The organism is Nonomuraea sp. NPDC005983 (assembly GCF_040614375.1).
In the GTDB taxonomy this organism is placed as follows: Bacteria; Actinomycetota; Actinomycetes; order Streptosporangiales; family Streptosporangiaceae; genus Nonomuraea.
This window is the reverse complement of record NZ_JBEXUP010000001.1, coordinates 13617-37163: the sequence shown is the minus strand read 5'-3', so window position 1 is coordinate 37163 and position 23547 is coordinate 13617. Positions and strand designations below refer to the sequence as shown.

Genomic DNA, 23547 nt, shown 5'->3' with positions numbered 1-23547 from the left:
GCCGGAACCCCTACCCCTTCACGAGCCGGTACGGCTGGCGAGGCCGACCCGCCTGGGCGCCCTTGACCGGAGGCATGGGCCAGGCCAGACCCTCCTCCGCGAGGCTCTGGAGCACCCTGCGCGCGCTGCGCGGAGCGATCGACAGGACATCGGCCACGATCTCGGCGTCGACCACCATCGCGTCGGGACCGTCATCCAGGCGTTCCACCAGGCGTTCCAGGAGTTTGGCCGCCTTGGTGGTGACCGCGGGCTCCATATCGGGGCGCCTGCGCCTGCGGACCGGGAGCGACAGGACGGTGCCGTCGCCGCCCACCAGGTAGGCCGCCGCAGCGCCGGCGTTGCGGGCCTTCTCGACGGCCACCAGGGCGTTGGCGTCGGCGTCTCTGGCGGTGTTGCCGAGGCCGATGCCGACCTCGACCGCGACGCCCGTGTCGGAGCGGATCCTGTCCATGAACGGCGCCACCCTGAACCCGTCAGTGGCCTGGCCGAGCGCGCCCAGCGTGGCGGTCACCACGTAGCTGTTCTCGTCTCTCGGCACCACGGTCGCGCCCATCAGCCTGGCATCGGCCAGCAGCGACTGGTGCAGTGACAGCTTGAGCTCCTGCTGCCAGTAGTTGCCGGGACCCGAGTAGCTGGGCCTGGCCGAGGCGGCGAGCTCCACCACCACGATGGCGATCTGCGCGTCCTCCAGCCTGCTGCCCGTGCCGAGCAGCGCGGCGGTGTTGAGCGCGAGGCGCAGCGTGTGGGACGTCGGCAGCATGCGCAGCGTCGGCACCCCGGCGACCGTCAGCTTCTTGGCGACGCTCCTTATCGTGGTCAGCGCCGCGGTGGTCGCGCCCTGCCGGTAGAGCTGCTCGTGAAAGCCGAGGAAACCGCGGGCCGACTCCGGCTGGTCGTACTCCGACAGGTGGACGCCCTGGGTGCTCACCCCGATCTCGCCGTACGCCTCGTCCACGTCGGGTGCCGGCAGCGAGTCGATGCTCACCCTGGCCGGGTCGACGCCCTGGGTGAGCACCCCGCGCAGCAGGCTGGCGTACAGGCTGGCACCGCTCATCGGCACGAACGTCGCCGGGACGGGCAGCTCGCCCGCCTGCCTGGCCAGGTCGTGCTGGAGCGGCCCGGTGAAGAGCACCACGTCGATGCTGTCAGCGATCTTGGAGAACTTCTCGTAGGTCTCGTGCTCCTCGGCGTGCGGCGCGCCGACCAGCCGCCAGTCGGCGGCGGCGGGAAGGTCGGCACCGATCATCATGATCTGTTCGACGAGATCGTGCGGCCCCACGACCCCGATCGCCACCCTGGACCGTGTCTCGGAACGCAGCCGATCCATGATCTTGATCACCCCAGTCCGGATCTCCACTGAAGCAGGCGGGTCATCGTTCCCCCGAGCACCGCCGCCCGGTCCTCCTCTGCGAGGCCACTGAAGATTACCCGTCCCAGCGACATCCGCAGATCGATGAACGGGAAGTCGGACCCGTACACCACCCGCTCCGCCCCGACCTCCCTGACCATTCTGACGATGTCGGCGCCGCTGTTGAAGGACCCGCACACCTCCAGCATCACCCCCGGACGCCGCTGCGCCACCTCGATCGCCGCCTCGAAACCCAGCGGGGTGGCGCCGGAGTGGCCGGCGAGGAGCACCACTTCGGGGTGGCCGGCCGCGACCTCGTCCACCATGGGCAGGTCGTTGTACGGCGAGCCGTCGTAGGTGTGCGTGAGCACCGGGCAGCCGGTGCGCTGCGCGAACTCCCACACCGGGGCGTAGCGCCTGCCGGTGAGCGGGTAGTCGTGCAGGTCGGGGTGCAGCTTGATGCCACCGAAGCGCTGGTCGGAGCCCCACTTCTCGAGCTCTCCCGCAGGGTCCTGCCAGGGGTTGACGGTCAGGTAACCGGTGAAGCGGCCTGGCGCGCGATCGACCACCGCGGCGGTCGCCGCGTTCCCCGCCGCGGCGTCGAGCTGGATCGCCAGGTGGCTGGAGATGACCGCGTGTGACACCCCGCACCGGTCCATCACCCTGACCATCGCGTCCGATCCCGCGTCGGGGATGAAGAAGAGGCTGTAGGGACCGCTGTGGGCGTGGGCGTCGACGATCCGCACGCTGGTCTGCGGGCGCCGTCCCCACAGCGCGGACGTGAGCGCGTTCACGCGGCCTCCAACCGCAGCAGGCCGAGCAGGGTGCCGGAGCCGATGGCGGCCACGGCGCCGTCGTCCAGCTCTGCCCACAGCAGCCGGGTGACCGCCTCCGCCGGATCTCTGAGCGGTGCCCCGGTGCCGAAGACGACGCGGCGCTCCCCGTACCGCTCGACGAGCCACTCCAGACCGCAGTGCGAGGAGAGGTTGGCCAGCCCGAGGTAGACGTTGTCGGTGCGGGCCAGCACCCCGGCGGCCTGCCTGAGCAGGCGGTAACCGAGCGCGCCGACGACGACGGGCAGGCGGGGATGCGCGGAGGCGATCGCCTCCACGGCGGGCCAGCCGAGCTGCGGCGCGTCCACGAGCAACGGCAGCCCGGCCTCGGCGAGCGCGCCGAGCATCGTGGACGCGTCCCTGCCCGCCAGGTCGTAGCCGTGGTCGGCGGGGTAGGCGCGGACGGCGCACACCCCGCCTTCCAGCGCGGCGGCCACGAACTGGGCGGGCGTGCCCGTCTCGCCGCAGGTGTCGGGGAGCATCACCCAGCACGGACGCAGCCTGGGCTCCCCCGCGACCAGGTCGAGCAGCTCCCTGTTGCCTGTCGCGGGATCGTGCAGCCACGACAGGGTGTGACTCACCACGGCCTCAGCGATTCCGTAGTGGTCCATCCTGGCCAGCGCCTCCGTGATCGAGCCCGTGCCGACGTCCCTGCGGGGGTAGCGGCCGAGCATCGCGTCAGCGTCGATCAGCATGAACCGTCCATTCTTCGGGGATCGTGGGGGGCTCGTCGCGGTAGGGGAAGATCCCGACGATGAACCTGCCGTCGTGGCGGCGCAGGCCGAGCGAGTGGATCTCGCCGTACTCGGCGGTCCTGGTGAGCGGGTCGGGGATCCTGGCGGGGCCGGTGCCGAACAGGACCTCGTCGGGCGGCTCAAGCGGCACCACGAGGATCCCCGGACCGCGCGTGCCCGCGTACCCGCCTTCGTGCCGCGCCCACGGCGACAGGCCGTGGACCTGCCAGATCGCCTCACTGTCGATCCGGTCGGTGATCACCCAGTAAGGCGACTCGCCCTTGACGAAGACGATCCGGCGGTCGTGCCGCCTGCTGTAGCCGTGATGGTGCCCGGCGAAGACGTCGGCCTCCGCCGAGACGGAGAACAGGTCACAGGCCGCCCTGCGGTCCTCGGTGTACTCCTCGCCGGGGACCAGCAGCGTGTTGTGCGCCCTGGTCGCCTGGTACCAGTCGTAGTAGCCGGGGTCGTCGTAGGACGGCGGGCCGCCCGCCTCCCAGGCCAGCGGCACGCCCCAGCCTGACAGCACGAAGTCCAGGGCCGCGTGGTGGCTGTGCGGCTCCAGTTCGTGCCCGACGTACGGGCCGTAGTTGACCACGGTGTGGAAGCCGCCCGCCCGGAAGGTCGCGTACCCGCTGGCCTCCAGGTTGTGCGACCCCTCGATCGGGCGGACGTGCTCCGGCCAGACCACGCCGCTGTCCTGCAGGTGCGGCACCCAGCCGCCGGGCGTCGCGAGCACCGCCAGCCAGTGGTGCATGGCCTGGTAGCGCGGATGCCCGGCCAGCCCTGGCTCGACCGCCGCGGCCCGTTCGAGACCTTCCAGGCACATGCCGTGGTAGCCGGGCGAGCGCTCGTGGTGCCCGCCGTCGGCGCGCACGTCGCGTTCCAGATGCTCCAGAACCCGCGCCATGGCGAGCTCCGCCCACTGCGCCGCCTCGGGCAGGCCGGCGAACACCCTGGACGTGTGGAGCAGCTCGCAGGCGGTGACGAACTGCCAGTTGCCGTGCCTGAACGCGTCGTGCTCTTCGGCGGACCACCGGGCGCCGCCGAGCACCGTCTTCATCATCTGCAGCCAGCAGTCGTCGCTCAGAGCGGGCTCGTCGGCGAAGACGGCCAGCGCCTCGGTGACGTACATCGCGCGGGCGCGGACGCCGAGGGAGTACCAGACCACGTCCAGCCCCGGCCAGTCACCCTGGACCAGGTCGCGGCCGGCGTACCACTGGCGGAACAGGCGGTCCCACTCGGCGGCGTAGCGCGGGTCGCCGGTCTCGGCATAGGCCGTGATCAGCGGGGACATCCAGCGCAGGTAGTGGAAGCCGTACAGCTGGGAGCGGCCGTGGCCCTTGTCGAGGAAGTCGACCTCGATCCCGAGCAGCGCGTCCGCGCCTTCCGGGCCGAGGGCAGCCGGTACCGGCTGCCGCCGCCGCCAGGGTCTGGCCTCGGCGACGCTCGGCGTGCCGAGCGCTTCGAGGAGCGCGCCGTCGGTGATGTGCCGCATCCGCGTGGGATCGACGTGCGGCGCCTTCTCCACAGACATCAGAGCTTCACCGGCAGTCCCGTGCGGGCGGACTCGTGCGCGGCGGCGAGCACGGCGGTGACGTGCCGCGAGCTCTCCACGCTGATCAGCGGCTCCGCGCCGGTGCGGGCGCAGTCGACGAAGTGGTGGATCGCGTCGCGGTAGGCGCCGGCCGGGACGCCGTGGACCACCCGCTGGAGCATGTTCCGCGGGTAGGCGTAGGACTTCTCGGTGGCGAGCTGGATGTTCTCCTTCTGGCGGTCGAGCTGGATGACGCCCGACTCGCCGACCACGGTGACGTAGCTGTCGACCATGGTCGGGAAGGTGTTCGGGTAGATCCAGCCGGACTCGAAGGTGGCGACGGCGCCGCGGCTGAAGCGGGCCTGGATCTGCATCGCGTCGGGGGTGTCGATGCCCATGCCGCGCAGCCTGCCATGCCGGGCGGTGGCGTACACCTCGGCCACGTGGTCGTCGTAGAGCCAGGTGACCAGGTCGATGTCGTGGCTGGACAGGAACCAGGCGCAGGTCGTCCGGTCCGCCCAGCCGATCATCTCGGTGGGCACGTGGATCGTGTCGTTCTTGCGGGCGTAGCCCACGACCGGCTCGCCGATCAGCTCCATCTGCTCCTTGGCCTGCGCGTAGGCGGGCACCCAGCGGTGGTTGAACAGGCACATCGCGGTCACGCCCGCCTGCCGGATCGCGGCGACGGAACGGTCCGCGTCCTCGACGGTCGTCGTGAACGGCTTCTCGACCAGGATGTGCACGCCGGCCTCCGCGGCCGCCACCATCACGTCCGCGTGCAGGTGGTCGGGCGTGGTGATCGACACGGCGTCCACCGTGCCCGAGGCGAGCAGTTCCCGGTAGCCGGGGTAGACGGTCGCGTCCTGAGCGTGGTCCAGGGCGCGGCGGGCGACCGCCGTGATCTCGGCATGGGGATGGGCGGACAGGACCTCGGCATGGCCGCGGCCCATGATCCCCGCCCCGACGATCCCGATTCTGAGCTTAGGCAAGTGCGTCATTCCATTGCTTCTCTGCGGCGTCGAGCGCCTCCTTGGCGCTCTTGGATCCCTGGAGGAAGGCCCTGACCTCCTCGGCCAGCGCCTCCCCGAGCTCTGTGTCCTTGGCGGTGCCGAGCGGGGTGTACTCCAGCTTCGGCAGCCCCTTGACGATCACCTGGCGGGCCACGTCCATCGGGTCGTCGCCGCCGCCGCCGGCGAAGAAGGCGTCCTTCGTCGAGGAGATCGTCGAGGGGTAGATGGGCACGAGCTTGCAGAAGGCGAGCTGGTTGGCGCCGTTGGTGAAGAACTTGATGAACTCGGCCGCGGCCCGCTGGTGCTTGGACGCCTTGGGGATGGCGAAGGTCTGCTGGGCGAGGAGCAGGTACCCGCCGGTCTTCGTCTGGACGGGCTCGGTGACGAGAAGGTCCTTGTAGACATCCGGGGCGTTCTTCTGGATGTTGAGCAGCGTCGCCGCGAACGTGCTCGCTGACAGGGCGAGCTGGCCGTTGTCCAGGCTCTGCGGGAAGCTGCGGACGTCCTTGGAGACGGCTCCGGGCGCGATGCCGTGCTTGTCGTAGCTCTTCTTGAACCGGTCGAGCAGTCCGGCGACCTCCGGGGTGTTGAACGCGGCCTTCTTCTTGTCCGCGGACAGCAGCTCAACGCCGTAGTAGCGCAGCACCGAGGCGATGTTGATGCCGGGGATGTCGTTGGTGCCGTAGACCTTGGTCTCCTCGTAGACCTTGTCGGCCAGCGCGAGGGCCTCGTCGTAGCTCTTCGGCGGGGCCTTCTGGTCGAAGCCGGCCTTGGTGACGACGGACTTGCGGTAGATGCCCACCGGCGTGCCGCCGTTGTACCAGGGCACCGCGTAGAGCTTGCCCGACACGCGCAGGGGCTCGAGGAGGTTCGGCTGGTAGTCGGCGAGGTCGGCGGGCTTGAAGGTGTCGTCGAGCGGTCTCAGCGACGGGACGAACCTGCCGAGGTCGCTGGAGGTGAGGTTGACCGCGTCAGGGACGTCACCGCTGGCGACCGCCGCGAGCAGCTTGGTCGCGATGTCCTGGCCCGGCACGTCCACCCAGTTGACCCTGACCTTGGGGTGGTCCTTCTGGTACTGGGCGATCAGCCCGTCGATGTAGGCGCTGTAGTTCTTCTTCAGGTTGATCGTCCAGAACTCGACCTCGCCCTCGAAGGGCTGGTCGTCGGCTGCCGCGGTCGAGCCGCCCGACGTGCCGGCGACGCAGCCGGACGTCACGAGGGCCAGCGCGAGCACGCCTGCTGGTAAGGCACTTCTCCTCATCATCGCGAACCTCCTGAGGATTACGGCCGTCCCTAATATTTCCTTTCGGCACCATGCCAGGCCAGCGCCTTCGGCGTCAAGACTTGCGTCCACATGGACCTTGACGGTCTCGATCAGCCGTCTATAGGCTGCGTCCAAATTCTGGCCAGCCCTTATCGATTCTTAGGACATCACTATTAGAAATCGAGGGATGTGACGCCGATGACCACCAGCCGGATCCCGGGGCAGCGCTGGTACACGCCGTACCTCTTCCCGATCCCGGCCCTGGTTCTGTTCGGCGTCTTCTTCGCCTGGCCGGCGGTCACCGCGCTCCAGCTCGCGTTCACCGACTACGACGGGGTGAGCCCGCCCGTCTTCGCCGGGCTGGACAACTTCGTCAAGATCCTCGGCGACACCCGGTTCTGGACGGCCCTGCGCAACTCGCTGCTGTTCCTGGCCGGCCTGTTCCCGCTGCTCGTCGTGCTCCCGCTGCCGTTGGCCGTGCTGGTCAACCAGAAGCTGCCGGGGATCAGGACGTTCCGGATGCTCTACTACCTGCCCGTCGTGACCTCGATGGTGGCGGTGGCGGTGGCCTGGAACTACGTCTTCCACCAGCAGGGCGTGATCAACTGGCTGCTCACCGGCTTCGGCCTCCTCGACGAGCCCATCCAGTACCTGCTCGACCCCACCTGGGCGCTACCGGCGCTGATCCTCGTGGAGGGCTGGAAGAGCATGGGCGTTTACATGATGATCTACCTCGCGGGCCTCCAGACCATCCCGGCGAACCTCTACGAGGCCGCCAGGGTGGACGGCGCCGGCCCCTGGCACCGCATGCGCCGCATCACCGTGCCGCTCATGGCGCCCTACGTCGCGGTCACGATCACGATGACCATGCTCGACGCGATGCAGGCCTTCACCACCGTGTTCGTCATGACCAAGGGCGGGCCGCAGGACGCCACGCTCATGCTCGGCTACTACATCTGGTCCGAGGCGTTCGAGAACTACGACATGGGCTACGCCAGCGCCGTCGGGCTCGTCCTGTGGGCCCTGCTGATCGTCATGGCCCTCCTCAACTACCGGCTCACCCGGGGAAAGAAGGTCGGGCATTGACCCCCAGGCTCGGCTGGTGGATGCGCCGGGTGGGCATGTACGTCCTGCTCACCGCGATCGCCCTGGTATTCGTCGGCCCCTTCCTGATCCTGCTGTCGGCCGCGCTGAAGCCGGCCGGCCAGGCCGTCTTCTCCTTCCCGCCCGACATCGTCCCCCGCCCCCCGGTGCTCACCTGGGCCAAGGAGGCGTGGACGGCCATCGCGTTCCCGCGCTACCTGCTCAACTCGGTGCTCCTGGTCGCCGTGATGGTGCCGATCTACATCCTCGTGTCGGCGCTGTGCGCCTACCCGCTGGCGCAGATGGACTTCCGCGGCCGGAGCCTGATCTTCTTCGCGATCCTGGCCACCATGTTCATGCCCGGCGAGGTCATGCTGCTGCCCAGGTTCCTGGTGGTCTCCCAGATCGGGATGGCCGACAGCTACCTGGGAGTGATCCTGCCAGGCCTGCTCTCGGCCTTCGGGATCTTCCTGCTACGCCAGACGTTCGCCGGGGTGCCGCGCGAGGTGGTGGACGCCGCCAGGACGGACGGCTGCCACGAGCTGCGCATCTTCTGGCACGTCATGCTCCCCGCCGCCCGTCCCACCCTGGCCATCCTCGGCGTCTTCGGCTTCATCTCGGTGTGGAACAGCTTCATCTGGCCGATGGTCGTGCTGAAGGACTCCGCGCTGTACCCCATCGCGCTGGGGATCGCCTACCTCGCCGGTATCACCGGCACCGACATCCGCAGCCTCGCGGCCGGCACGGTGATCTCGATCCTGCCGGTCGTCGTCTTCTTCATGATCATGCAACGTCACGTACTCGAAGGCATGCGCGGTGCGGTGAAAGGCTGACACCGCGCACCACCCCCCGGAGGTGTTCGACCGATGTTGACCCGCAGGCAGTTCGGGCTGGGAGCGCTCGCCGCAGGCGCCCTCGCCGCCCTACCAGGCACGGCCCGCGCGGCCGGCCACGACTACACGTCCCGAGAGACGTTCGACCTGTTCGACAAGGCCTTCCACGAGAGCGGCGGCAGCGGCCAGCCGACCGACACCAACGAGCTGGGCGGCCTGGGCTGGGGCGCATCCTACGTGCTGGCCTCCTTCGTCAGGATGTACGAGGCCTACCGCGACACCTACTACCTGGACCGGCTCATCCACAACGCCGACCTGGTGCTCGCCGGGCGTGACTCCGAGCGCGGAGTGACCGACTACCGCGGCCTGTCGCTGCCCGCGTGGCGCAACACCAGCTACACGGCGGGAGGCGTGAACCTCCTGGACACGGCGGGGCGACCGCTGCTCGAGGTGCGCAGCGCGCTGACCAACGTGAACGACGCGGTGGCCACCGTGCGGGCGGGCAGCGGCGAGGGCCGGTTCACCCTCGAAGTGGCCAATCCCAAGAAGAACAAGGTGTCGACCTTCGCCGACCTGTCGATGGACCCGGCCGACCCCGACTACGCCGTGCGGCGGATCTTCGACGCCTACCCGTCGCCGACCATGGTGACGGCCAAGGACCTGCGCCCGTCACCTTCGGGGGCCGCGATGCCCGCGCTGGGCACGGCCAAGCTGACCGCCGCGCCAGTGATCTTCTCCGTGCACACCGGCATGATCACGTACCCCCTCGCCTCCTTCGTCCGGCTCGTCTATCAGAGCCCCCGCCTGCGGGCGAACGCCCGCTACCGGAGCAAGGCCGAGGAGTACCTCGCCGCCGTCAAGGCGGCAGCGGCTGTGCACGACCGTGAATGGGTGCAGAACGACGCCGGGCTCGGCTACTTCATCTGGCCCAAGGGTATGCCCGTCCCCTACGACGGTGCCGAGCAGCCCATCAACCAGTCCCTCGGGCTGGGCCAGACCTACGCCGAACTGGCCGCCGCGACCGGGGACCCGGTCTTCCGCGACCGCACCCGCCGCCTCGCCCGCAGCTTCGCCGGCGATCTGAAGACCGACGGCGACGACGCCTACGTCTGGCCGTACTGGCCCGGCTACGGCAAGCTCTACAGCGGCTACACCAAGGCCGACGACGTCTCCGAGTGGACCCCTTCGTACGGGACACCGCCCAAGGGCGCGCAGCAGTTCGAGGACCTCAGTCACGGCGGGATCGACATAGAGTTCGCCGCCGTCGCCCACCGATGGGGCCTCGGCTTCACCGGCCGTGACATGGCCCGCTTCGCCCGCACCTACACCAAGAACCTGGCCACCACCGACAACGGCGTCGCCACGACCTTCGTCAGCGTCGACGGCGGCGGCGGCCTGGCGCCCTCGGGCCAGTACCTCCAGGCGCCGCGCCACATGCCGGTGGCCCGCTGGGACGGCGCGCTCTTCACCCACTCGCGCGCCGTCTACGTCGATCACGCCGTCGAGCCGCAGTACGGCTCGACCCTGCTCTGCGTCGCCTACCTCAACTGGCAGGCCCGCCAGTAGCTACGCGCGGAAGGCGCTCGCGGCGGTCAGGAAGGCGTCGTTGGCCTCGGGGGCGCCGATCGACACGCGGGCGCCCTCACCGGCGAACGGCCGCACGGCCACGCCCTCGACGGCGCACGCCTCGGCGAAGTCGAGCGTGCGCTCGCCGAGCCTGAGCCAGACGAAGTTGGCCTCGGTGGGCGGCACGACCCAGCCCTGCGCGATCAGCGCCTCGCGGACCCGGGTGCGCTCCTTGACCACGATGTCGACCCGTTCGAGCAGCTCGTCCTCGGCCTGGAGGGAGGCGACGGCGGCGACCTGCGCGAGGTGGTTCACGGCGAACGGGACGGTCGTCTTGCGGACGGCCGCCGCCACCGGCTCGTGCCCGATCAGGTAGCCGACCCGCAGCCCCGCCAGCCCGTACGCCTTGGAGAACGTGCGCAGCACGCAGACGTTCGGCCGGTCGCGGTAGAGGGTGAGGCCGTCGGGGACGTCGGCGTCGCGCACGTACTCGCGGTAGGCCTCGTCGAGCACCACCAGCACGTCGCCGGGCACCCGGTCGAGGAACGCCTCCAGCTCGGCGCGGCGGATCGAGGTGCCCGTCGGGTTGTTCGGGTTGCAGACGAACACCATCCGGGTGCGCTCGTTGATCGCCTCGGCCATCGCGTCGAGGTCGTGGTCCTCGTCCGCCAGCGGCACCCGCACGGACGTGACCCCCGCGAGGTCGGCGAGCAGCGGGTACGCCTCGAACGAGCGCCACGCGTAGACCACCTCGGCGCCCGGCTCGCCCACGGTCTCGAAGAGCTGCTGCGCCACCGTGACGGAGCCCGGCCCGAGCGCGACGTGCGCGGCCGGGACACCGAAGCGCTCGGCGATGGCCTCGGTCAGCTTGACCGCGGACGGGTCGGGGTAGCGGTTGATCTGCCGGGCGCCCTCGGCGATGGCCTCGACCACGGAGGGCAGCGGGTCGTAGGGCGACTCGTTGGAGGACAGCTTGTACGACCGGCCGTCGGGGCTCACGACGGCTCTACCCGGCTTGTACGGGGGCATGGTGTCGAGGATCGCGCGGAAACGAGGCATGGCCTTACCTTACAAAACCCTCCAGAACGGGCCTGCCAGGGTGATCCGGCGCCCGCCCCGCCCTTTCCCGAGCGCGCGTCTCACTCCTTGAGCGAGCGCAGCATCGGCGGGTGCAGCAGTTCGGCGGGGCCGGGCCGGAACAGCTTGGCGGGCCTGCCGCCGTCGCGGGTGGTGCTCTCGCCCGTCTCCACCAGGAAGCCCTCGGCCTTGGTGACCTTGCGGTGGAAGTTGCGCGGGTCGAGGGAGCGGCCCCAGACGATCTCGTACACCCTGCGCAGGTCGGCCACGGTGAACTCGGGCGGGCAGAACGCGGCGCCCAGCGAGGTGTACTCCAGCTTGGCCCTGGCCCGTTCGACCCCGTCGCGCATGATGCGGCGGTGGTCGAAGGCCATCACGTCCAGCGAGTCGACGGCCTGCCAGCTCATGTGCGCCTTCTCCGAGGCGGGCAGGTCGGGGGCCAGGCCGAGGTAGGCGACGCTGACGACGCGCTGGCGCGGGTCGCGGTCAGGGTAGCCGTAGGTCTGGAGCTGCTCCAGGTGGACGGGCGCACCCGGCAGCCCGGCCCGTTCGGCGAGGAGACGCTGCGCGGCCGCGGGCAGGTCCTCGTCGAGCTGGATGAAGCCTCCGGGCAGCGACCAGCGCCGCAGGAAGGGCGGGTTGTCGCGGCGCCACACGAGCGCGCTCAGCGCCTGGGAACGCACGGTGAGCACGACCAGGTCGACACTGACCGGGATCCTCGGGACCATGCCAGGCACGCTACACGCCGACGCGGACGTGCAACGGCTCCGTGGTCGCCTGTCCCGACGGAAGTCGCACGCCGATCTTCACCCACTCCCCCGCCGGCACCTGGGCCCAGTCGAACGGCACCCAGGCGGTCTGCATGCCCTCGGCGGGCTCCTCGATCGGGTCGTCGTCCAGCCAGCCGACGGACGAGATCACCAGCTCCTTCGAGCCGCCCGGCCATTCGACGGTGACGGTGCCGTTGGCCAGGTTGTAGCCGCGCACCTCGATGCCGTCCTGGATGTCGCGGTTGCGTCTGATGGCGTCCACGGCGATCGGCCGCTGCCAGTCCTTGGCGATCTCCGTTTCCAGTGACGGCGAGCCGCAGGTCATGAAGTCGCTCCACATGTAGGAGACGATCTTCTGCACGTACCGGCCCGCCATGGTGACGGCCTGGTCGAGGCGCTTCTTGTCGGTCTTGCCGCGCGAGCCCGCGGGGGCGCACGGCTCCTTGCCCGACGGCTCGAACGCCTCCACGTTGGCCCAGAGTTCCACGTCGTAGCCGGCCTCCAGCATCTGCTCGCGGGCGGCGGCCATCTCGCGGTAGTAGTCGCGGGTGGAGCCGTGGTAGGCGGTGCCGTACGTGGTCTCGCCGACGACCGGGCGCAGCCGCTCGTCCACCTCGGTGTCGCGCTCGTCGGGCCAGAACAGGCCGACCTTGCCGGTGCCGCGGCTGTCCTGCGGCGCGATGATGCCGACCCCGGTCTTGGCCAGCGCCTTGAACGCCTCTGCCACCTGCTTGGGTGTCTGGCCGAAGCCGACCCGCTTGCGCGCGTCCAGGTAGGGGCTGATCAGGATCTTCTTGTCGGGAAGTTCCTGCTCGGCGATCTTGTGCTGGTTCGCGTAGACACCGAGGGTCGGGTTGTCGACCAGGGAGGCGCCCATCTGTACCTCGAACGGCTGGTAGACGCCGCCCAGGGAGCCCCTGTTGGCGAAGCGCACGCCGTAGTCCTGCAGGATGCGCCTGGTCAGCGTGGTGAGCGTGCCGAGGTGCTTGGGGTTGGCCCTGGTCTGGTTGTCGGGGTCGCGCGGCGCCAGCGGCAGCGCGGGGTAGACCCGGATGCCGAACTTCTCGGCCAGGTCGAGCAGCTGGGTCAGGCTGTCGTTGGCGGCGCCTGCGACGATGATCAGGTCGTACGTGTCGGTCCTGGTGAAGTTGCAGGAGGCGTCGTCGGAGCCGTCGGACTGGGCGAGGATGCGGAAGTAGACGCGATTGCCCGCCTCGATCCGGTGCTCCAGCTGGGGGCAGCGGAACAGGTTCGGGCCGAACGACTCGTCGGTGCGGTAGGCGTACGTGCGGCCGATCCGGCTGTGCTCGTTGAGCTGCTTGAGGTCCCGCTCGGCCGCGTCGTGGCAGCTCAGGCCGTCCTCCACGCAGTCCTTGTAGAGCGGGTCGAGCTCGCCGTCCCTGGTCTTGATCCGGCCCTCACCGTCGACCGTGCGGTACTGCAGCCCGTACCCGATCCTGATGACCGTGTCGCCGCCCACGTCGTGGATCTCCTGCATCTGGTGGCGCCAGGTGCACGGGTTCGACTTGGGCATGATCCAGTAGCCGGTGACGGCGTAGGGGGCCTTCTCCTTGGTCTCGAACGTTCCGCACGGGTCGGTGAACTCGCTCACCTTCGGCGTGGGGTCGGTGCGGGACGGCGTCGGCTTGGCCTGGTTGACCTTCTTGGACGGTTCGTCGCCGGGCAGGACGATGAACACGGCCGCGGCAGCGGCCAGGATCGCCGCACCCAGCAGCACAAAGAGCCAGCGCACGTTCAGGAACCTACCGCCCTAGTGATCTGCCGGATGTGAAGCGCTATCGCCGGGCCTCGGCCCACGACTCGAGCTGCGACACGAACCGCCGGGCCGAGTTCGGCCAGTGGTGGTTGGCGCGCGCCGCCGCGTACCCGCGCGCGCCCTGTGCCCGCCGCTCGCGCACGTCGTCCCGGAGGGTCAGGACGGCCTGCGCCACGGCCTTGGGGTCCTCCCACGGCACCACGACGCCGCTGTCGTACCGCTCGACCAGCTCGACCGCGCGGGGCGAGGGCGTGGTGATGACGGGGATGCCGTGCGCCATGTACTCCACGATCTTCGTGGGCATCGAGTGGCGGTAGTTGGGCTCGTCGTGCAGCAGCGAGAGGCCCGCCAGCGCGCCGTCGAGCCGCTTGAGCGCCTCGTCGTTCGGCATGAAGTCGCGCCACTCGATCAGGCCCTCGGCGACGGCCTGGTTGAGCATCGGACGGCTCTGCAGGTCGGCGTACCCGATCAGCTCCACCGCCACCCGGTACGGCTGGAGCAGCCTGGCCACCTCGACGGCCTCCGTCACGCCCCGCGCCCGCGACAGCCAGCCGAGGTACACCACCCGGTCGTCGCCGGGCGGGGTGACCGCGTCGGGCACCCACGTCTCGTTCGGGACGATGAGGTGGGCGTGCTTGAACCGGCCCGCGTAGGCGGTCTCGGCCAGCAGCAGGTGCAGGTGCCGCTCCGCGGTGCCCTCCAGCATCCTGGCGAGGAAGCGGACGGGCGGGCGCAGCGGCGGCGGCAGCCACGGCTTGAGCGAGAGCGTCGCCGGGGTGTCCTCGTGGACGTCCCACACGACGGGCGGCCTGTTGCGCACCCCCCAGACCGCGAACAGCAGCTCGGGGTCGTGGATGAGCACCAGGTCGACCTTGCCGCGCATCTTCTTGAACAGCTTGCGGGCGGCCAGCACGCCGGCGAACCGCTTGCGTTGCATGGCCCTCGGCAGGTCCACGCCGGTCACCCACGGCCGGGGCACCACGCCGTGCGCGGTGAAGGACGCGGCGTACGTGACCTCATGACCGGCATCCACGAGGGCGCGGATCTGCCGATGCAGGATCCGCGCGTCTTCGGGGTTATGCACCACCGTCATGACGAGCACGTGCACTGCGCGCAGCCCCCTGTCGCTACAGCCGCTCGACGCGTTCACCCTCGGTGAGCACACCGCGGGTGTCGAGCACGAGCCTGGCCTTCGCCTCGACCATGTCGAGGTCGAACGCGGCGTGCTGCTGCAGCAGCAGCGTCACGTCGGCGTCGACCACGGCCTCGGCCAGATCCTCCTGACGCGGCACCGGTGTGCCGTCGACCGACCACTCCTTGACGTGCGGGTCCGCGTACGAGAGCTCGGCGCCCAGTTCCAGCAGCGCACGCGCCACGGGCAGGGCCGGAGTCTCACGTTCGTCGGCGATATCCGGTTTGTAGGTGACGCCGAGCATAACGACCTTGGCGCCGTTCACGGCCTTCTTATGCCGGTTCAGCAGCCGCTGGACGCGGGCCACCACGTAGGACGGCATCCGCTCGTTGATCTCCTGCGCCAGCTCGACGAACCGGAACGGGTAGCCGAGCTTGCGCACCGTGTACGACAGGTACGACGGGTCGACGGGGATGCAGTGCCCGCCGACGCCGGGGCCCGGCAGGAACTTCTGGAAGCCGAACGGCTTGGTGGACGCGGCCTCGATCGACTCCCACAGGTCGATGCCCAGCTCGTCGCAGAAGATCGCCATCTCGTTGACGAGGGCGATGTTGACGTGCCGGTAGGTGTTCTCGAGCAGCTTGGCCATCTCAGCCTCGCGGGTGCCGCTGACCGGCACGACCTGCTCGATGAACTGGCCGTAGAAGGCGGTGGCGCGGTCGCGGCAGGTCATCGTGTAGCCGCCGACGACCTTGGGCGTGTTCCGCAGGCCGAACTTGGGGTTGCCCGGGTCGATCCGCTCGGGCGAGAAGGCCAGGTAGAAGTCCTCGCCTGCGACCAGGCCGGAGTTCTCGAGCAGCGGACGGGCCACCTCGTCGGTGGTGCCGGGCCACGTGGTGGACTCCAGCACGACGAGCGTGCCCTTGCTGAGGTTGCGGGCGACGGACTTGGTCGCGCCCTCCACGGCCGACAGGTCGGGACGGTGGTCCTCGTCGAGCGGGGTGGGCACGCAGATGACGATCGTGTTGCTCTTGGCCAGCACGGACTCGTCGAGCGTGGCGCTGAAGCCGTTGGCCAGCATGTGCTCGAGGTCGGCGTCGCTCAGGTCATCGATGTAGGACTGCCCGGCGTTGAGCGCGTCGACCTTGCGGGGGTCGACGTCCACGCCGATGACCCGCAGCCCGGCGGCGACCGCCTCCTTGGCGAGCGGCATGCCGACGTAGCCCAGGCCGATGACAGCCAAGTCGATTTCTGTCACAGCAGTGCCTTAGAGAGCCGGAAACAACACTTCATGGTCGCAAAGGTTATCTCAACTCCACCTAGCTCACGCCTAATGCGACCGAACCCGTCACAACAGACAGCCAATCCGAAGGTCATCATTTGGCCAGAGATCGGTATAGAGCTTGATAAGTCTCGGCGACGCGGCCCCACGTGCGCTTGGCTGCCACTTCCGCACGTCCGGCCTCGCCCATCTCCGCACGCCTGGCAGGGTCCTCGCGCAGCGCGGCGATCGCCTTGGCGAGTTCCTCCGGGTCGCCGGGCGGGACCAGCAGCCCCGCGCCGTCAGAGCCGACGAGCTCCGACAGGGCAGGCAGATCGCTGAGCACGACGGGCTTTCCCAGGGCCATCGCCTCGACAGGTTTCAATGGCGTAACGAGTCGGCACACGCGCAGGTCCTCGCGCGGGCAGGAGAAGATGTCGATGGCCGCCTGGGCCTGGAGCGCCTCCTCCGGCCCGACCCGTCCGGGGAGGATGGCGGTGTCGAGCGACAGCTCCTCCACCAGCTCAAGCAGGTTGTCGCGCTCGGTGCCGTCGCCCACGATGAGCACTCGCACCGGGCTGCCCGCGTCGCGCAGCAGCGCGCCGGCCCGCAGCAGGGTGGCGAAACCCTCGTAGGCGACGATGCTCGACACGGAGCCGACCACGATCTCGTTGTCGGCGATGCCCATGGACCTGCGGAACGTGGCGCCGTCGTAGTCGGCGGTGAGCAGCGAGTCGTCGACCGCGTTGGGCGCCAGGAAGATGCGCTCCCTCGGGACGCCCCGCTCGACGATCTCGGCGGCCATCGTCTCGGCCAGCGTGACGACCGCGTCGGCCTCGCGCATCAGGAACGCCTCGCGCTCGCGTTGCAGCACGTGACGCTCGCTGCCGACACGGATCGGGTCACGCGACGCCCAGGTCTCCTCCAGGAAGCCGCGCACCTCGTACACGAACGGGGTGCCGGTCCTGTCGCGCACCGCGTGCGCGACCGAGCCGTTGCGGTGGTCGGTGGCGGCGTGCAGGATCTGCGGCTTCAGCTCGGCGACGAGCCGAGTGACCGAGTCGGCGCCCTTGACCATCCGGCCGCGCATCTCGAACGGCATCTCGCCGTGCCCCTCGGGCAGCAGCCGGTGGTACGGGATGCCGTCGATCTCCTCGTACGGGGTCGCGTCGGCGTGCCCCTGGAACATCGGCCAGCCCCAGCTCGTCACCACGTGCGGGTCGAGGCCCTTGGCCTTCTGGGCGGTGACGATGCGGTGCGTCCTGACCGTGTAGCCGGCCTGCGTGAACGGCAGCGCGTTGGTGACCAGGTGCATCACCCGGCCGGCCACCCGCTCGAGGACGGCCACCTTGGGGCTCGGCGGGATCGGGTCTGGGCTGATCGCGGCCAGTTCGCCGCGGTAGTACTGGGCCCTGCGCTTCACGAACGGGTACTTGGTGTGCTCTTCGAGCACCGCGGCGGCCTGGCTGACCTGGCCGACGTTCCACAGCTCCTTGGCCTCGTTCCACGGCGCCCTGAGCACGCGCATGCCGAACTTGCGCACCATGCGCCTGGCCCTGCGCGCGGCGGGCCAGGCCACCTTGCCGACCACCGGGCGCAGCGAGGGGGGAAGGGATTCGGCCGCGGCCTGCGCGACGCGGACGGGGTCGGATTTCACCTTCGTGACGACCACGCGGGAGACGATGATCGGGTGCTGGACGAAGCCCCTGATGAGTCCCCCGACGCCGGCACGGGCGGACTTCGCGGAAACCTTTGGGGAGTCTTGACGACTGGCGTCGGATGCCACGTGGGGACCGTACCATAGGCAGCGTTTTTTCCCTTCCGCTATGAAAGGCGAGGTCAATGAGGGAGAACCCCCTGGTCCTGCACGTTCTTGGCGCTCGTCCCAATTTCGTGAAAGCGGCCCCGGTGGTGCGGGCACTCGGTGAACTCGGCGTGCGGCAGGGCATCATCCACACCGGCCAGCACTACGACGCGCTGATGTCGGACGTCTTCTTCGCGGACCTCGGGCTGCCGGAGCCGCTGGCGAACCTGGGGGTCGGCTCGGGCACGCACGCCAAGCAGACCGCGGCGCTGCTCGTCGGCCTGGAGGAGATCTTCCTCGCCCAGGACCCGGACCTGGTGGTCGTCTACGGCGACGTCAACTCCACGCTCGCCGCGATCCTGGTCAGCGCCAAGCTGGGCATCCGCACCGCGCACGTCGAGGCGGGGCTGCGCTCGTTCGACAGGTCGATGCCGGAAGAGGTGAACAGGATCGTCACCGACTCCCTCTCGGACCTGCTCTTCGCCACCTCCGCCGACGCGCTCTCGCACCTGGCGGCCGAGGGCGTGCCCGCCTCCAAGGTGCACCTGGTGGGCAACCCGATGATCGACAGCCTCTTCTCGGCGCTGCCCTCCCTCGACCCCGGGCCCGTCGTCGAGCGGCTGGCCATCCCGACCCGCTACGCCGTGGCGACGCTGCACAGGCCCGCGAACGTCGACACCCCGGAGGCCGCCAGGGAGCTGGTCTCGGCCGTGCTGGAGGTCTCGCGGCAGATCCCGGTCGTGGTGCCCATCCACCCGCGCGGGCGCACCCGGCTGGCGGAGGCCGGGCTGGTCGACGGGCCGGCGGTCAAGGTCGTGGACCCGCTGGGGTACGTGGACTTCCTCTCGCTGGTGCGGGGGGCCGCGCTGGTCGTCACCGACTCGGGCGGCGTCCAGGAGGAGACGACCATGCTGGGCGTCCCCTGCCTGACCGTCCGGCCGAACACCGAGCGGCCCGTCACGATCACGCACGGGACGAACAGGCTGGTCACGCCCGCCCTCCTGCCCGCCGCGGCGGAGAAGGCGCTGGCCGACGGCGCCTCGACGCCGTCGGGCGAGCTGCCCCCGCTGTGGGACGGCGCCGCCGGGCCGCGCATCGCCCGAGTGATCTCGGCCTGGCTGGAGGGGGACAACCTGTCACCCGCGGCCCAGGGCACGCGTTCCGAATAACCCCCCATGACGTACGGCAAAGCGCCGTAGCATGACATTCCTCCGCGATGTGATAGGCGAGTAACCCTCATGGCCGAAACTCCCGAAGAGCCCACGTACCAGCGGCTCGGTCCCGTCAACTGGCTGCCCGAGGAGCGCAAGGTCGTCGAGCGATTCGAGGCGGAGGTCAGAGAGCTGCGGCGGCGGCTGGAGATCGCCGAGGCCAAGGCCGCCTACGCCACCTGGAAGCTGGAGGCGACCCAGGCCAAGCGGACCTTCAAGCTGGGCGAGGCGCTGGGCTCGAAGAGCCCCGGCAAGGTCATCGAGGCGGTGCGGTCGAAGCAGCGGGCGCCCAAGCCGCCCATCCCGGTCACCGAGGCGATCGAGGCCGCCGAGCACCGGCCGCCGCTGGTCGAGGTACCCGCGGTGAAGTGGCCGCGCGGCCCGGTGAACCGGCCCGACCTGAAGGTCGCGGTGATCCTGGACGACTTCTCCAGGATGGCGTTCCGCTACGAGTGGGACCAGATCGAGTTCGGGCTCAAGGACTGGCCGGAGATCTTCGCGGAGAAGCGTCCCGACCTGCTGTTCTGCGAGTCGGCGTGGCACGGGAACCAGGGCCGCTGGCGCTACCAGATGACCGGCACGAACGCGCCCAAGGAGCCGCTGCGCGACCTGCTGGCCTGGTGTCGCATGGAGGGCATCCCGACGGTCTTCTGGAACAAGGAGGACCCGCCGAACTTCGACTTCTTCATCGACACGGCCAAGCTGTTCGACTACGTGTTCACCTGCGACGGTGACATGGTGCCGAAATATCGGGAAATTTTGGGACACGATCGGGTTGATGTGCTGCAGTTCGCCGCCCAGCCCCGCGTCCACAACCCGATCCAGCAGCGGCAGGGACGCCTGCACGACGTCGTCTTCGCCGGGATGTACTTCCGCAACAAGCATCCCGAGCGCCGCGAGCAGATGGAGACCGTCCTGGACCCGGTGCGCGAGCTGGGCCTGCACATCTTCGCCCGCAACGGCGAGGTGGACGAGAAGTACGCCTGGCCGGAGAAGTACCGCCCGCACATCGTCGGCGAGCTGCCCTACGACCAGATGCTCTCCGCGTACCGCATGTACAAGGTCTTCCTCAACGTCAACTCGGTGCTCGACTCGCCCACGATGTGCGCCCGCCGCGTCTTCGAGCTGTCGGCCTGCGCCACCCCGGTCGTCTCCGGCTGGTCGAGGGCGATCGAGGAGACGTTCGGCGAGCTGGTGCCGATCGCCCGCGAGCCGGTCGAGTCCTACAACCAGGTCCTGCACCTGATCAACAGCCCCGAGCTGCGTGCCCGCATGGGCCACCTGGCCATGCGCGAGGTCTTCGACAAGCACCTGTTCTCGCACCGGGTGGACCAGATCCTCCAGCTCCTCGGCCGGCCCGTCCCGCAGCGGTCGCGGTCGATCTCCGTGGTGCTGCCGACCAACCGCGCCGCCCAGCTGGAGCACGCGATCTCGTCGGTGGCCAAGCAGATCCACCGCCCGCTCCAGCTCGTGATGGTCCTGCACGGCCTCGACATCGACCCCGTGGTGGTGGCCGACAAGGCGCGCATGGCGGGTATCTCCGACGTCGTGGTGCTCCCCGCGTCCTCGGAGCTGTCGCTCGGCGCCTGCATGAACCTGGGCATCGCCGCCGCGGAGGGCGAGCTCATCGCCAAGATGGACGACGACAACCTCTACGGCGAGCACTACCTGTCGGACCTGGCCAGGGCCTTCGACTACTCCGAGGCCGAACTGGTCGGCAAGGGCGCCCACTACTCCTACTTCGAGGGCAGCAACACCACCATGCTCCGCCTGCCCGGCCTGGAGCACCGGTACTCGTTCCTCGTCCAGGGCGGGTCGTTCCTCGGCAAGGCCGACATGTTCCGCTCGTACAACTTCCCCGACCTCACCCGCGGCGAGGACACGCACCTCGTCCGCAGGCTGAAGGAGGACGGCGTCAAGATCTACTCGGCCGACCGGTTCAACTTCGTCTACTGGCGCAGCGCCGACGCGAGCATGCACACCTGGCAGGCCGACCACATCAAACTGACCCGCAACGCCCAGTTCTCCTTCGTCGGCCGGCCCGACGCGCACGTGCTGATCTAGCTGGTCGGCGCGGTGATGCGGGCCAGCTTCTGGTCGGCGAGGCGGCCGAGTTCGTACAGCCCATCACGCTTCACTCGCCGTCCGACGACGACCATGCTCAGCACCACGGCGCCGCGCCTGATCACCATGGAGCCGATCTGCGCGTCGCTGTCGCCGCCGGAGGCGGTGGTCAGGTAGGCGCGCGACTCGTCGCCGCGCCTGGGCATGGCCAGTTCCGTGGTGCGGTAGGCGACCCTGGTGCCGCTCACGGTCGCCTTGTAGCTGGCGCACTGCTCGGGCAGTGCGTCGGGGAAGCCCGGCGACGGCAGCGACACCAGCGCCTCGGTGATCGACCCCCTGTTCGCGGAGTACGCGACCACCGCGGCGGGGGCGTCCGCGATCTCTGGCTTGGCCGGGTCGAGCTGGGCGGCGCCGGCGCACTCCGGCCGGTCGATCTTGGTCTCGCGGGCGGCTTCCAGACCGAGCCGGGTGGACTTGAGCGTGCCGAAGGCGCCGATCTCCGGCCCGTACGCGACGCGCATGCCCTTCGGCACCGGCAGCAGCGCGGCGCGCAACCTGCCCGCGTCGACAGCGGACGGTGACGGTGAAGGCTGCACGGGCCGTTCAGCGGCCTGCCCGGACGAACAACCGGTAACGACCATCATGCTGAGACATATCCCGGAAAAGGCCTTTAGCATGCGTTCCCCCATTTCCTCTGGCGGCACCCCGGGAAACGCTAGAGGAAACGGAGAGTAACGAGCCGAGTAACGGCGCTATCCGCGGGATTCAGGGGCTTTGCGCGCGATTTCGGGCTCGACGGCATTCGGGGATCCGCCGTTGAGCAGCGTCCTGGCCAGCCCCAGCCCGCTGCCGCCCAGCGTGAGCGCCTTGGCCAGCAGCTCCTCGATGCCCTGGGCGCCGTTGAGCACGACCATGTGGTCCACGTTGCCGAACGCCTTCGCGCCCGCCTCGACGATCTCCGGCCAGCGCTCGGCCAGCTGCTGGGCGATGACCGCCTCCTGGTTCTCGGCGAGCGCCTCCGACCTGGCCCTGATCGCCGTCGCCTCCGCCAGGCCCTTGGCCTGCTCGGCCTCGGCCTGCGCGAGCCCGAGCGCCTTGGCCGCCTCCGCCTGCGCGAGGCCGCGGGCCTTGGCCGCCTGGGCCTCGGCCTCGCCCGCGACCTTGGTGGCCGCGCCGGCCGCCTCACCGCGCAGCCGCACCGCCTCCGCCTCGGCGGCGGCGGCCTGCTTGACCTGGGACGCCTGCGCGACGGCCCGCAGCTCGGTCTCCCTGGCCTCCGCCTCCGCCTGGGCGATGCGGGCGTCCCGCTCGGCCTGCGACAGCGTGACGGTCTCGTACGCCTTCGCGTCGGCGGGCTTGCGGACCTGCGACTGCAGACGCTGCTCGGAAAGCTGCGCCTCCAGCTCGGCGGCCCTGGTCTCCTGGACGACGACCTCCTGACGCGCGGTCGCCTCCGACAGCGGCCCGGCCTGCCTGGCCTTGGCCGCGGCCTGGTCCACCTCGGCCTGGTAACCGGCCTGCTGGATCTTCGACTCGCGGACGGCCGCCGCCTTACGGGCCGTGGCGGCCTGCTCGGCCTCGGTGGCCTCCTGGTCGCGCTGGGCCTCGGCGATGCGGGCCACGGAGGCCACCTTGGCGGCGTGCGGCTTGCCCAGGTTGACGATGTAGCCGGTCTCGTCGTCGATCTCCTGGATCTGCAGCGAGTCGACGATCAGGCCGAGCTTGCTCATCTCGTCGGCGGCCGACGCCCTGGTCTCGCTGGTCAGGCGCTCCCTGTTGAGTATCAGGTCCTCGACGGTCAGGTTGCCGATGATCGAGCGCAGGTGGCCGGTGAACAGCTCGTGGATCGCGCCGGTCATGAAGTCCTGCTGGTCGAGGAAGCGGCGGGCGGCGTTGGCGATGGACGCGAAGTCGTCGCCGACCTTGTAGATGACCACGCCCCTGATGTGCACCGGGATGCCCTGCTGGGTGACGCAGGAGACCTGGAGGTTGGCGGCCCTGGTGTCGAGGCGCAGCCGCCTGGCGGTCTGGAATCCGGGGAGCACCGCCGTGCCCTTGCCCGTGATGATCTTGAAGCCGAGGCTGTCGAGGCCCTCGCCGCGCCTGCGCGCGCCGAGCCCCGAGATGATCAGGGCCTCGTTGGGCTCCGCGACCCGCCAGAAGGCCTTGAATAACAGGATCAGGACGACGACCGCGACGAGGACGCCGCCGCCGAGAAGGTAGAACTCGGGGGACATCGGGGG

19 protein-coding genes are annotated in these 23547 nt (G+C 69.8%); 5 read left to right on the top strand and 14 right to left on the bottom strand.

The features are described from left to right. Positions 1-10: 10 nt before the first annotated feature. Genes ABZ297_RS00175 through ABZ297_RS00150 form a run of 6 tightly spaced genes read right to left on the bottom strand, consistent with a single transcriptional unit; the run spans position 11 to position 6726 of the window. A complete protein-coding gene (locus ABZ297_RS00175) occupies positions 11-1357 on the bottom strand; it encodes a transcriptional regulator (RefSeq protein ID WP_355336984.1) in 1347 nt (448 codons plus the stop codon). Next, entirely contained in the window at positions 1336-2142 is an 807-nt protein-coding gene (locus tag ABZ297_RS00170) for an amidohydrolase family protein (protein ID WP_355336982.1), read from the bottom strand. Before ABZ297_RS00170 ends, ABZ297_RS00175 begins: the two co-directional genes overlap by 22 nt. Next, complete coding sequence (locus ABZ297_RS00165; RefSeq protein ID WP_355336980.1) at positions 2139-2876, bottom strand: amidohydrolase family protein; 738 nt, start codon at positions 2874-2876, stop codon at positions 2139-2141. Before ABZ297_RS00165 ends, ABZ297_RS00170 begins: the two co-directional genes overlap by 4 nt. Further along, entirely contained in the window at positions 2860-4452 is a 1593-nt protein-coding gene (locus ABZ297_RS00160; protein WP_355336978.1) for a heparinase II/III family protein, read from the bottom strand. Before ABZ297_RS00160 ends, ABZ297_RS00165 begins: the two co-directional genes overlap by 17 nt. Beyond that, on the bottom strand, positions 4452-5450 hold the full coding sequence (locus tag ABZ297_RS00155; RefSeq protein WP_355336976.1) for a Gfo/Idh/MocA family oxidoreductase: 999 nt from the start codon (positions 5448-5450) through the stop codon (positions 4452-4454). The genes ABZ297_RS00160 and ABZ297_RS00155 overlap by 1 nt, the downstream gene beginning before the upstream one ends. Next, complete coding sequence (locus ABZ297_RS00150; protein WP_355336974.1) at positions 5434-6726, bottom strand: sugar ABC transporter substrate-binding protein; 1293 nt, start codon at positions 6724-6726, stop codon at positions 5434-5436. Before ABZ297_RS00150 ends, ABZ297_RS00155 begins: the two co-directional genes overlap by 17 nt. 198 nt (positions 6727-6924) lie before the next feature. Here ABZ297_RS00150 and ABZ297_RS00145 point away from each other — a divergent pair, with 198 nt between their 5' ends. The 3 genes from ABZ297_RS00145 to ABZ297_RS00135 are packed head-to-tail and all read left to right on the top strand — an operon-like array spanning position 6925 to position 10208. After that, on the top strand, positions 6925-7812 hold the full coding sequence (locus tag ABZ297_RS00145) for a sugar ABC transporter permease (protein ID WP_355336972.1): 888 nt from the start codon (positions 6925-6927) through the stop codon (positions 7810-7812). Further along, on the top strand, positions 7809-8642 hold the full coding sequence (locus ABZ297_RS00140) for a carbohydrate ABC transporter permease (RefSeq protein WP_355336970.1): 834 nt from the start codon (positions 7809-7811) through the stop codon (positions 8640-8642). Before ABZ297_RS00145 ends, ABZ297_RS00140 begins: the two co-directional genes overlap by 4 nt. 33 nt (positions 8643-8675) lie before the next feature. Continuing rightward, positions 8676-10208: a hypothetical protein gene (locus ABZ297_RS00135; protein WP_355336968.1), complete on the top strand. Its 1533-nt coding sequence runs from the start codon at positions 8676-8678 to the stop codon at positions 10206-10208. Here ABZ297_RS00135 and hisC read toward each other — a convergent pair whose 3' ends face one another. The 6 genes from hisC to ABZ297_RS00105 form a co-directional block, all read right to left on the bottom strand. Then, positions 10209-11267: a histidinol-phosphate transaminase gene (gene hisC / locus ABZ297_RS00130; protein WP_355336966.1), complete on the bottom strand. Its 1059-nt coding sequence runs from the start codon at positions 11265-11267 to the stop codon at positions 10209-10211. Positions 11268-11347: 80 nt separating this feature from the next. Then, on the bottom strand, positions 11348-12013 hold the full coding sequence (locus ABZ297_RS00125) for an NUDIX domain-containing protein (protein ID WP_355336964.1): 666 nt from the start codon (positions 12011-12013) through the stop codon (positions 11348-11350). 10 nt (positions 12014-12023) lie between these two features. Further along, positions 12024-13808, bottom strand: a complete 1785-nt coding sequence (locus ABZ297_RS00120) for a DUF4434 domain-containing protein (protein ID WP_355336962.1) — start codon at positions 13806-13808, stop codon at positions 12024-12026. 43 nt (positions 13809-13851) lie between these two features. Beyond that, entirely contained in the window at positions 13852-14940 is a 1089-nt protein-coding gene (locus ABZ297_RS00115) for a glycosyltransferase (protein WP_355336960.1), read from the bottom strand. Positions 14941-14959: 19 nt separating this feature from the next. Then, on the bottom strand, positions 14960-16222 hold the full coding sequence (locus ABZ297_RS00110) for a nucleotide sugar dehydrogenase (protein ID WP_350810851.1): 1263 nt from the start codon (positions 16220-16222) through the stop codon (positions 14960-14962). A 118-nt stretch (positions 16223-16340) separates the two neighbouring features. Continuing rightward, positions 16341-17897, bottom strand: coding sequence for a glycosyltransferase family 4 protein (locus ABZ297_RS00105; RefSeq protein ID WP_355336957.1), 1557 nt, complete (start codon positions 17895-17897; stop codon positions 16341-16343). Between the two features lie 170 nt (positions 17898-18067). On the opposite strand from ABZ297_RS00105, the gene wecB reads away from it, so the two are divergent. Together wecB and ABZ297_RS00095 are read left to right on the top strand one after the other, a co-directional pair. Continuing rightward, complete coding sequence (wecB, locus tag ABZ297_RS00100; RefSeq protein WP_355336955.1) at positions 18068-19198, top strand: UDP-N-acetylglucosamine 2-epimerase (non-hydrolyzing); 1131 nt, start codon at positions 18068-18070, stop codon at positions 19196-19198. Between the two features lie 69 nt (positions 19199-19267). Continuing rightward, positions 19268-21304, top strand: coding sequence for a glycosyltransferase (locus ABZ297_RS00095; RefSeq protein ID WP_355336953.1), 2037 nt, complete (start codon positions 19268-19270; stop codon positions 21302-21304). Here ABZ297_RS00095 and ABZ297_RS00090 read toward each other — a convergent pair. Together ABZ297_RS00090 and ABZ297_RS00085 are read right to left on the bottom strand one after the other, a co-directional pair. After that, on the bottom strand, positions 21301-21900 hold the full coding sequence (locus ABZ297_RS00090) for a hypothetical protein (RefSeq protein ID WP_355336951.1): 600 nt from the start codon (positions 21898-21900) through the stop codon (positions 21301-21303). The two genes, ABZ297_RS00095 and ABZ297_RS00090, sit on opposite strands and share 4 nt — an antisense overlap. Before the next feature lie 156 nt (positions 21901-22056). Beyond that, on the bottom strand, positions 22057-23541 hold the full coding sequence (locus ABZ297_RS00085) for an SPFH domain-containing protein (RefSeq protein WP_355336949.1): 1485 nt from the start codon (positions 23539-23541) through the stop codon (positions 22057-22059). Positions 23542-23547 lie beyond the last annotated feature (6 nt).

Coding starts and splice junctions, on each gene's coding strand:
- wecB (WP_355336955.1), top strand. CDS start 18,068: ATGAGGGAGAACCCCCTGGTCCTGCACGTTCTTGGCGCTCGTCCCAAT.
- ABZ297_RS00085 (WP_355336949.1), bottom strand. CDS start 23,541: ATGTCCCCCGAGTTCTACCTTCTCGGCGGCGGCGTCCTCGTCGCGGTC.
- ABZ297_RS00150 (WP_355336974.1), bottom strand. CDS start 6,726: ATGATGAGGAGAAGTGCCTTACCAGCAGGCGTGCTCGCGCTGGCCCTC.
- ABZ297_RS00165 (WP_355336980.1), bottom strand. CDS start 2,876: ATGCTGATCGACGCTGACGCGATGCTCGGCCGCTACCCCCGCAGGGAC.
- ABZ297_RS00160 (WP_355336978.1), bottom strand. CDS start 4,452: ATGTCTGTGGAGAAGGCGCCGCACGTCGATCCCACGCGGATGCGGCAC.
- ABZ297_RS00095 (WP_355336953.1), top strand. CDS start 19,268: ATGGCCGAAACTCCCGAAGAGCCCACGTACCAGCGGCTCGGTCCCGTC.
- ABZ297_RS00135 (WP_355336968.1), top strand. CDS start 8,676: ATGTTGACCCGCAGGCAGTTCGGGCTGGGAGCGCTCGCCGCAGGCGCC.
- ABZ297_RS00125 (WP_355336964.1), bottom strand. CDS start 12,013: ATGGTCCCGAGGATCCCGGTCAGTGTCGACCTGGTCGTGCTCACCGTG.
- hisC (WP_355336966.1), bottom strand. CDS start 11,267: ATGCCTCGTTTCCGCGCGATCCTCGACACCATGCCCCCGTACAAGCCG.
- ABZ297_RS00155 (WP_355336976.1), bottom strand. CDS start 5,450: ATGACGCACTTGCCTAAGCTCAGAATCGGGATCGTCGGGGCGGGGATC.
- ABZ297_RS00145 (WP_355336972.1), top strand. CDS start 6,925: ATGACCACCAGCCGGATCCCGGGGCAGCGCTGGTACACGCCGTACCTC.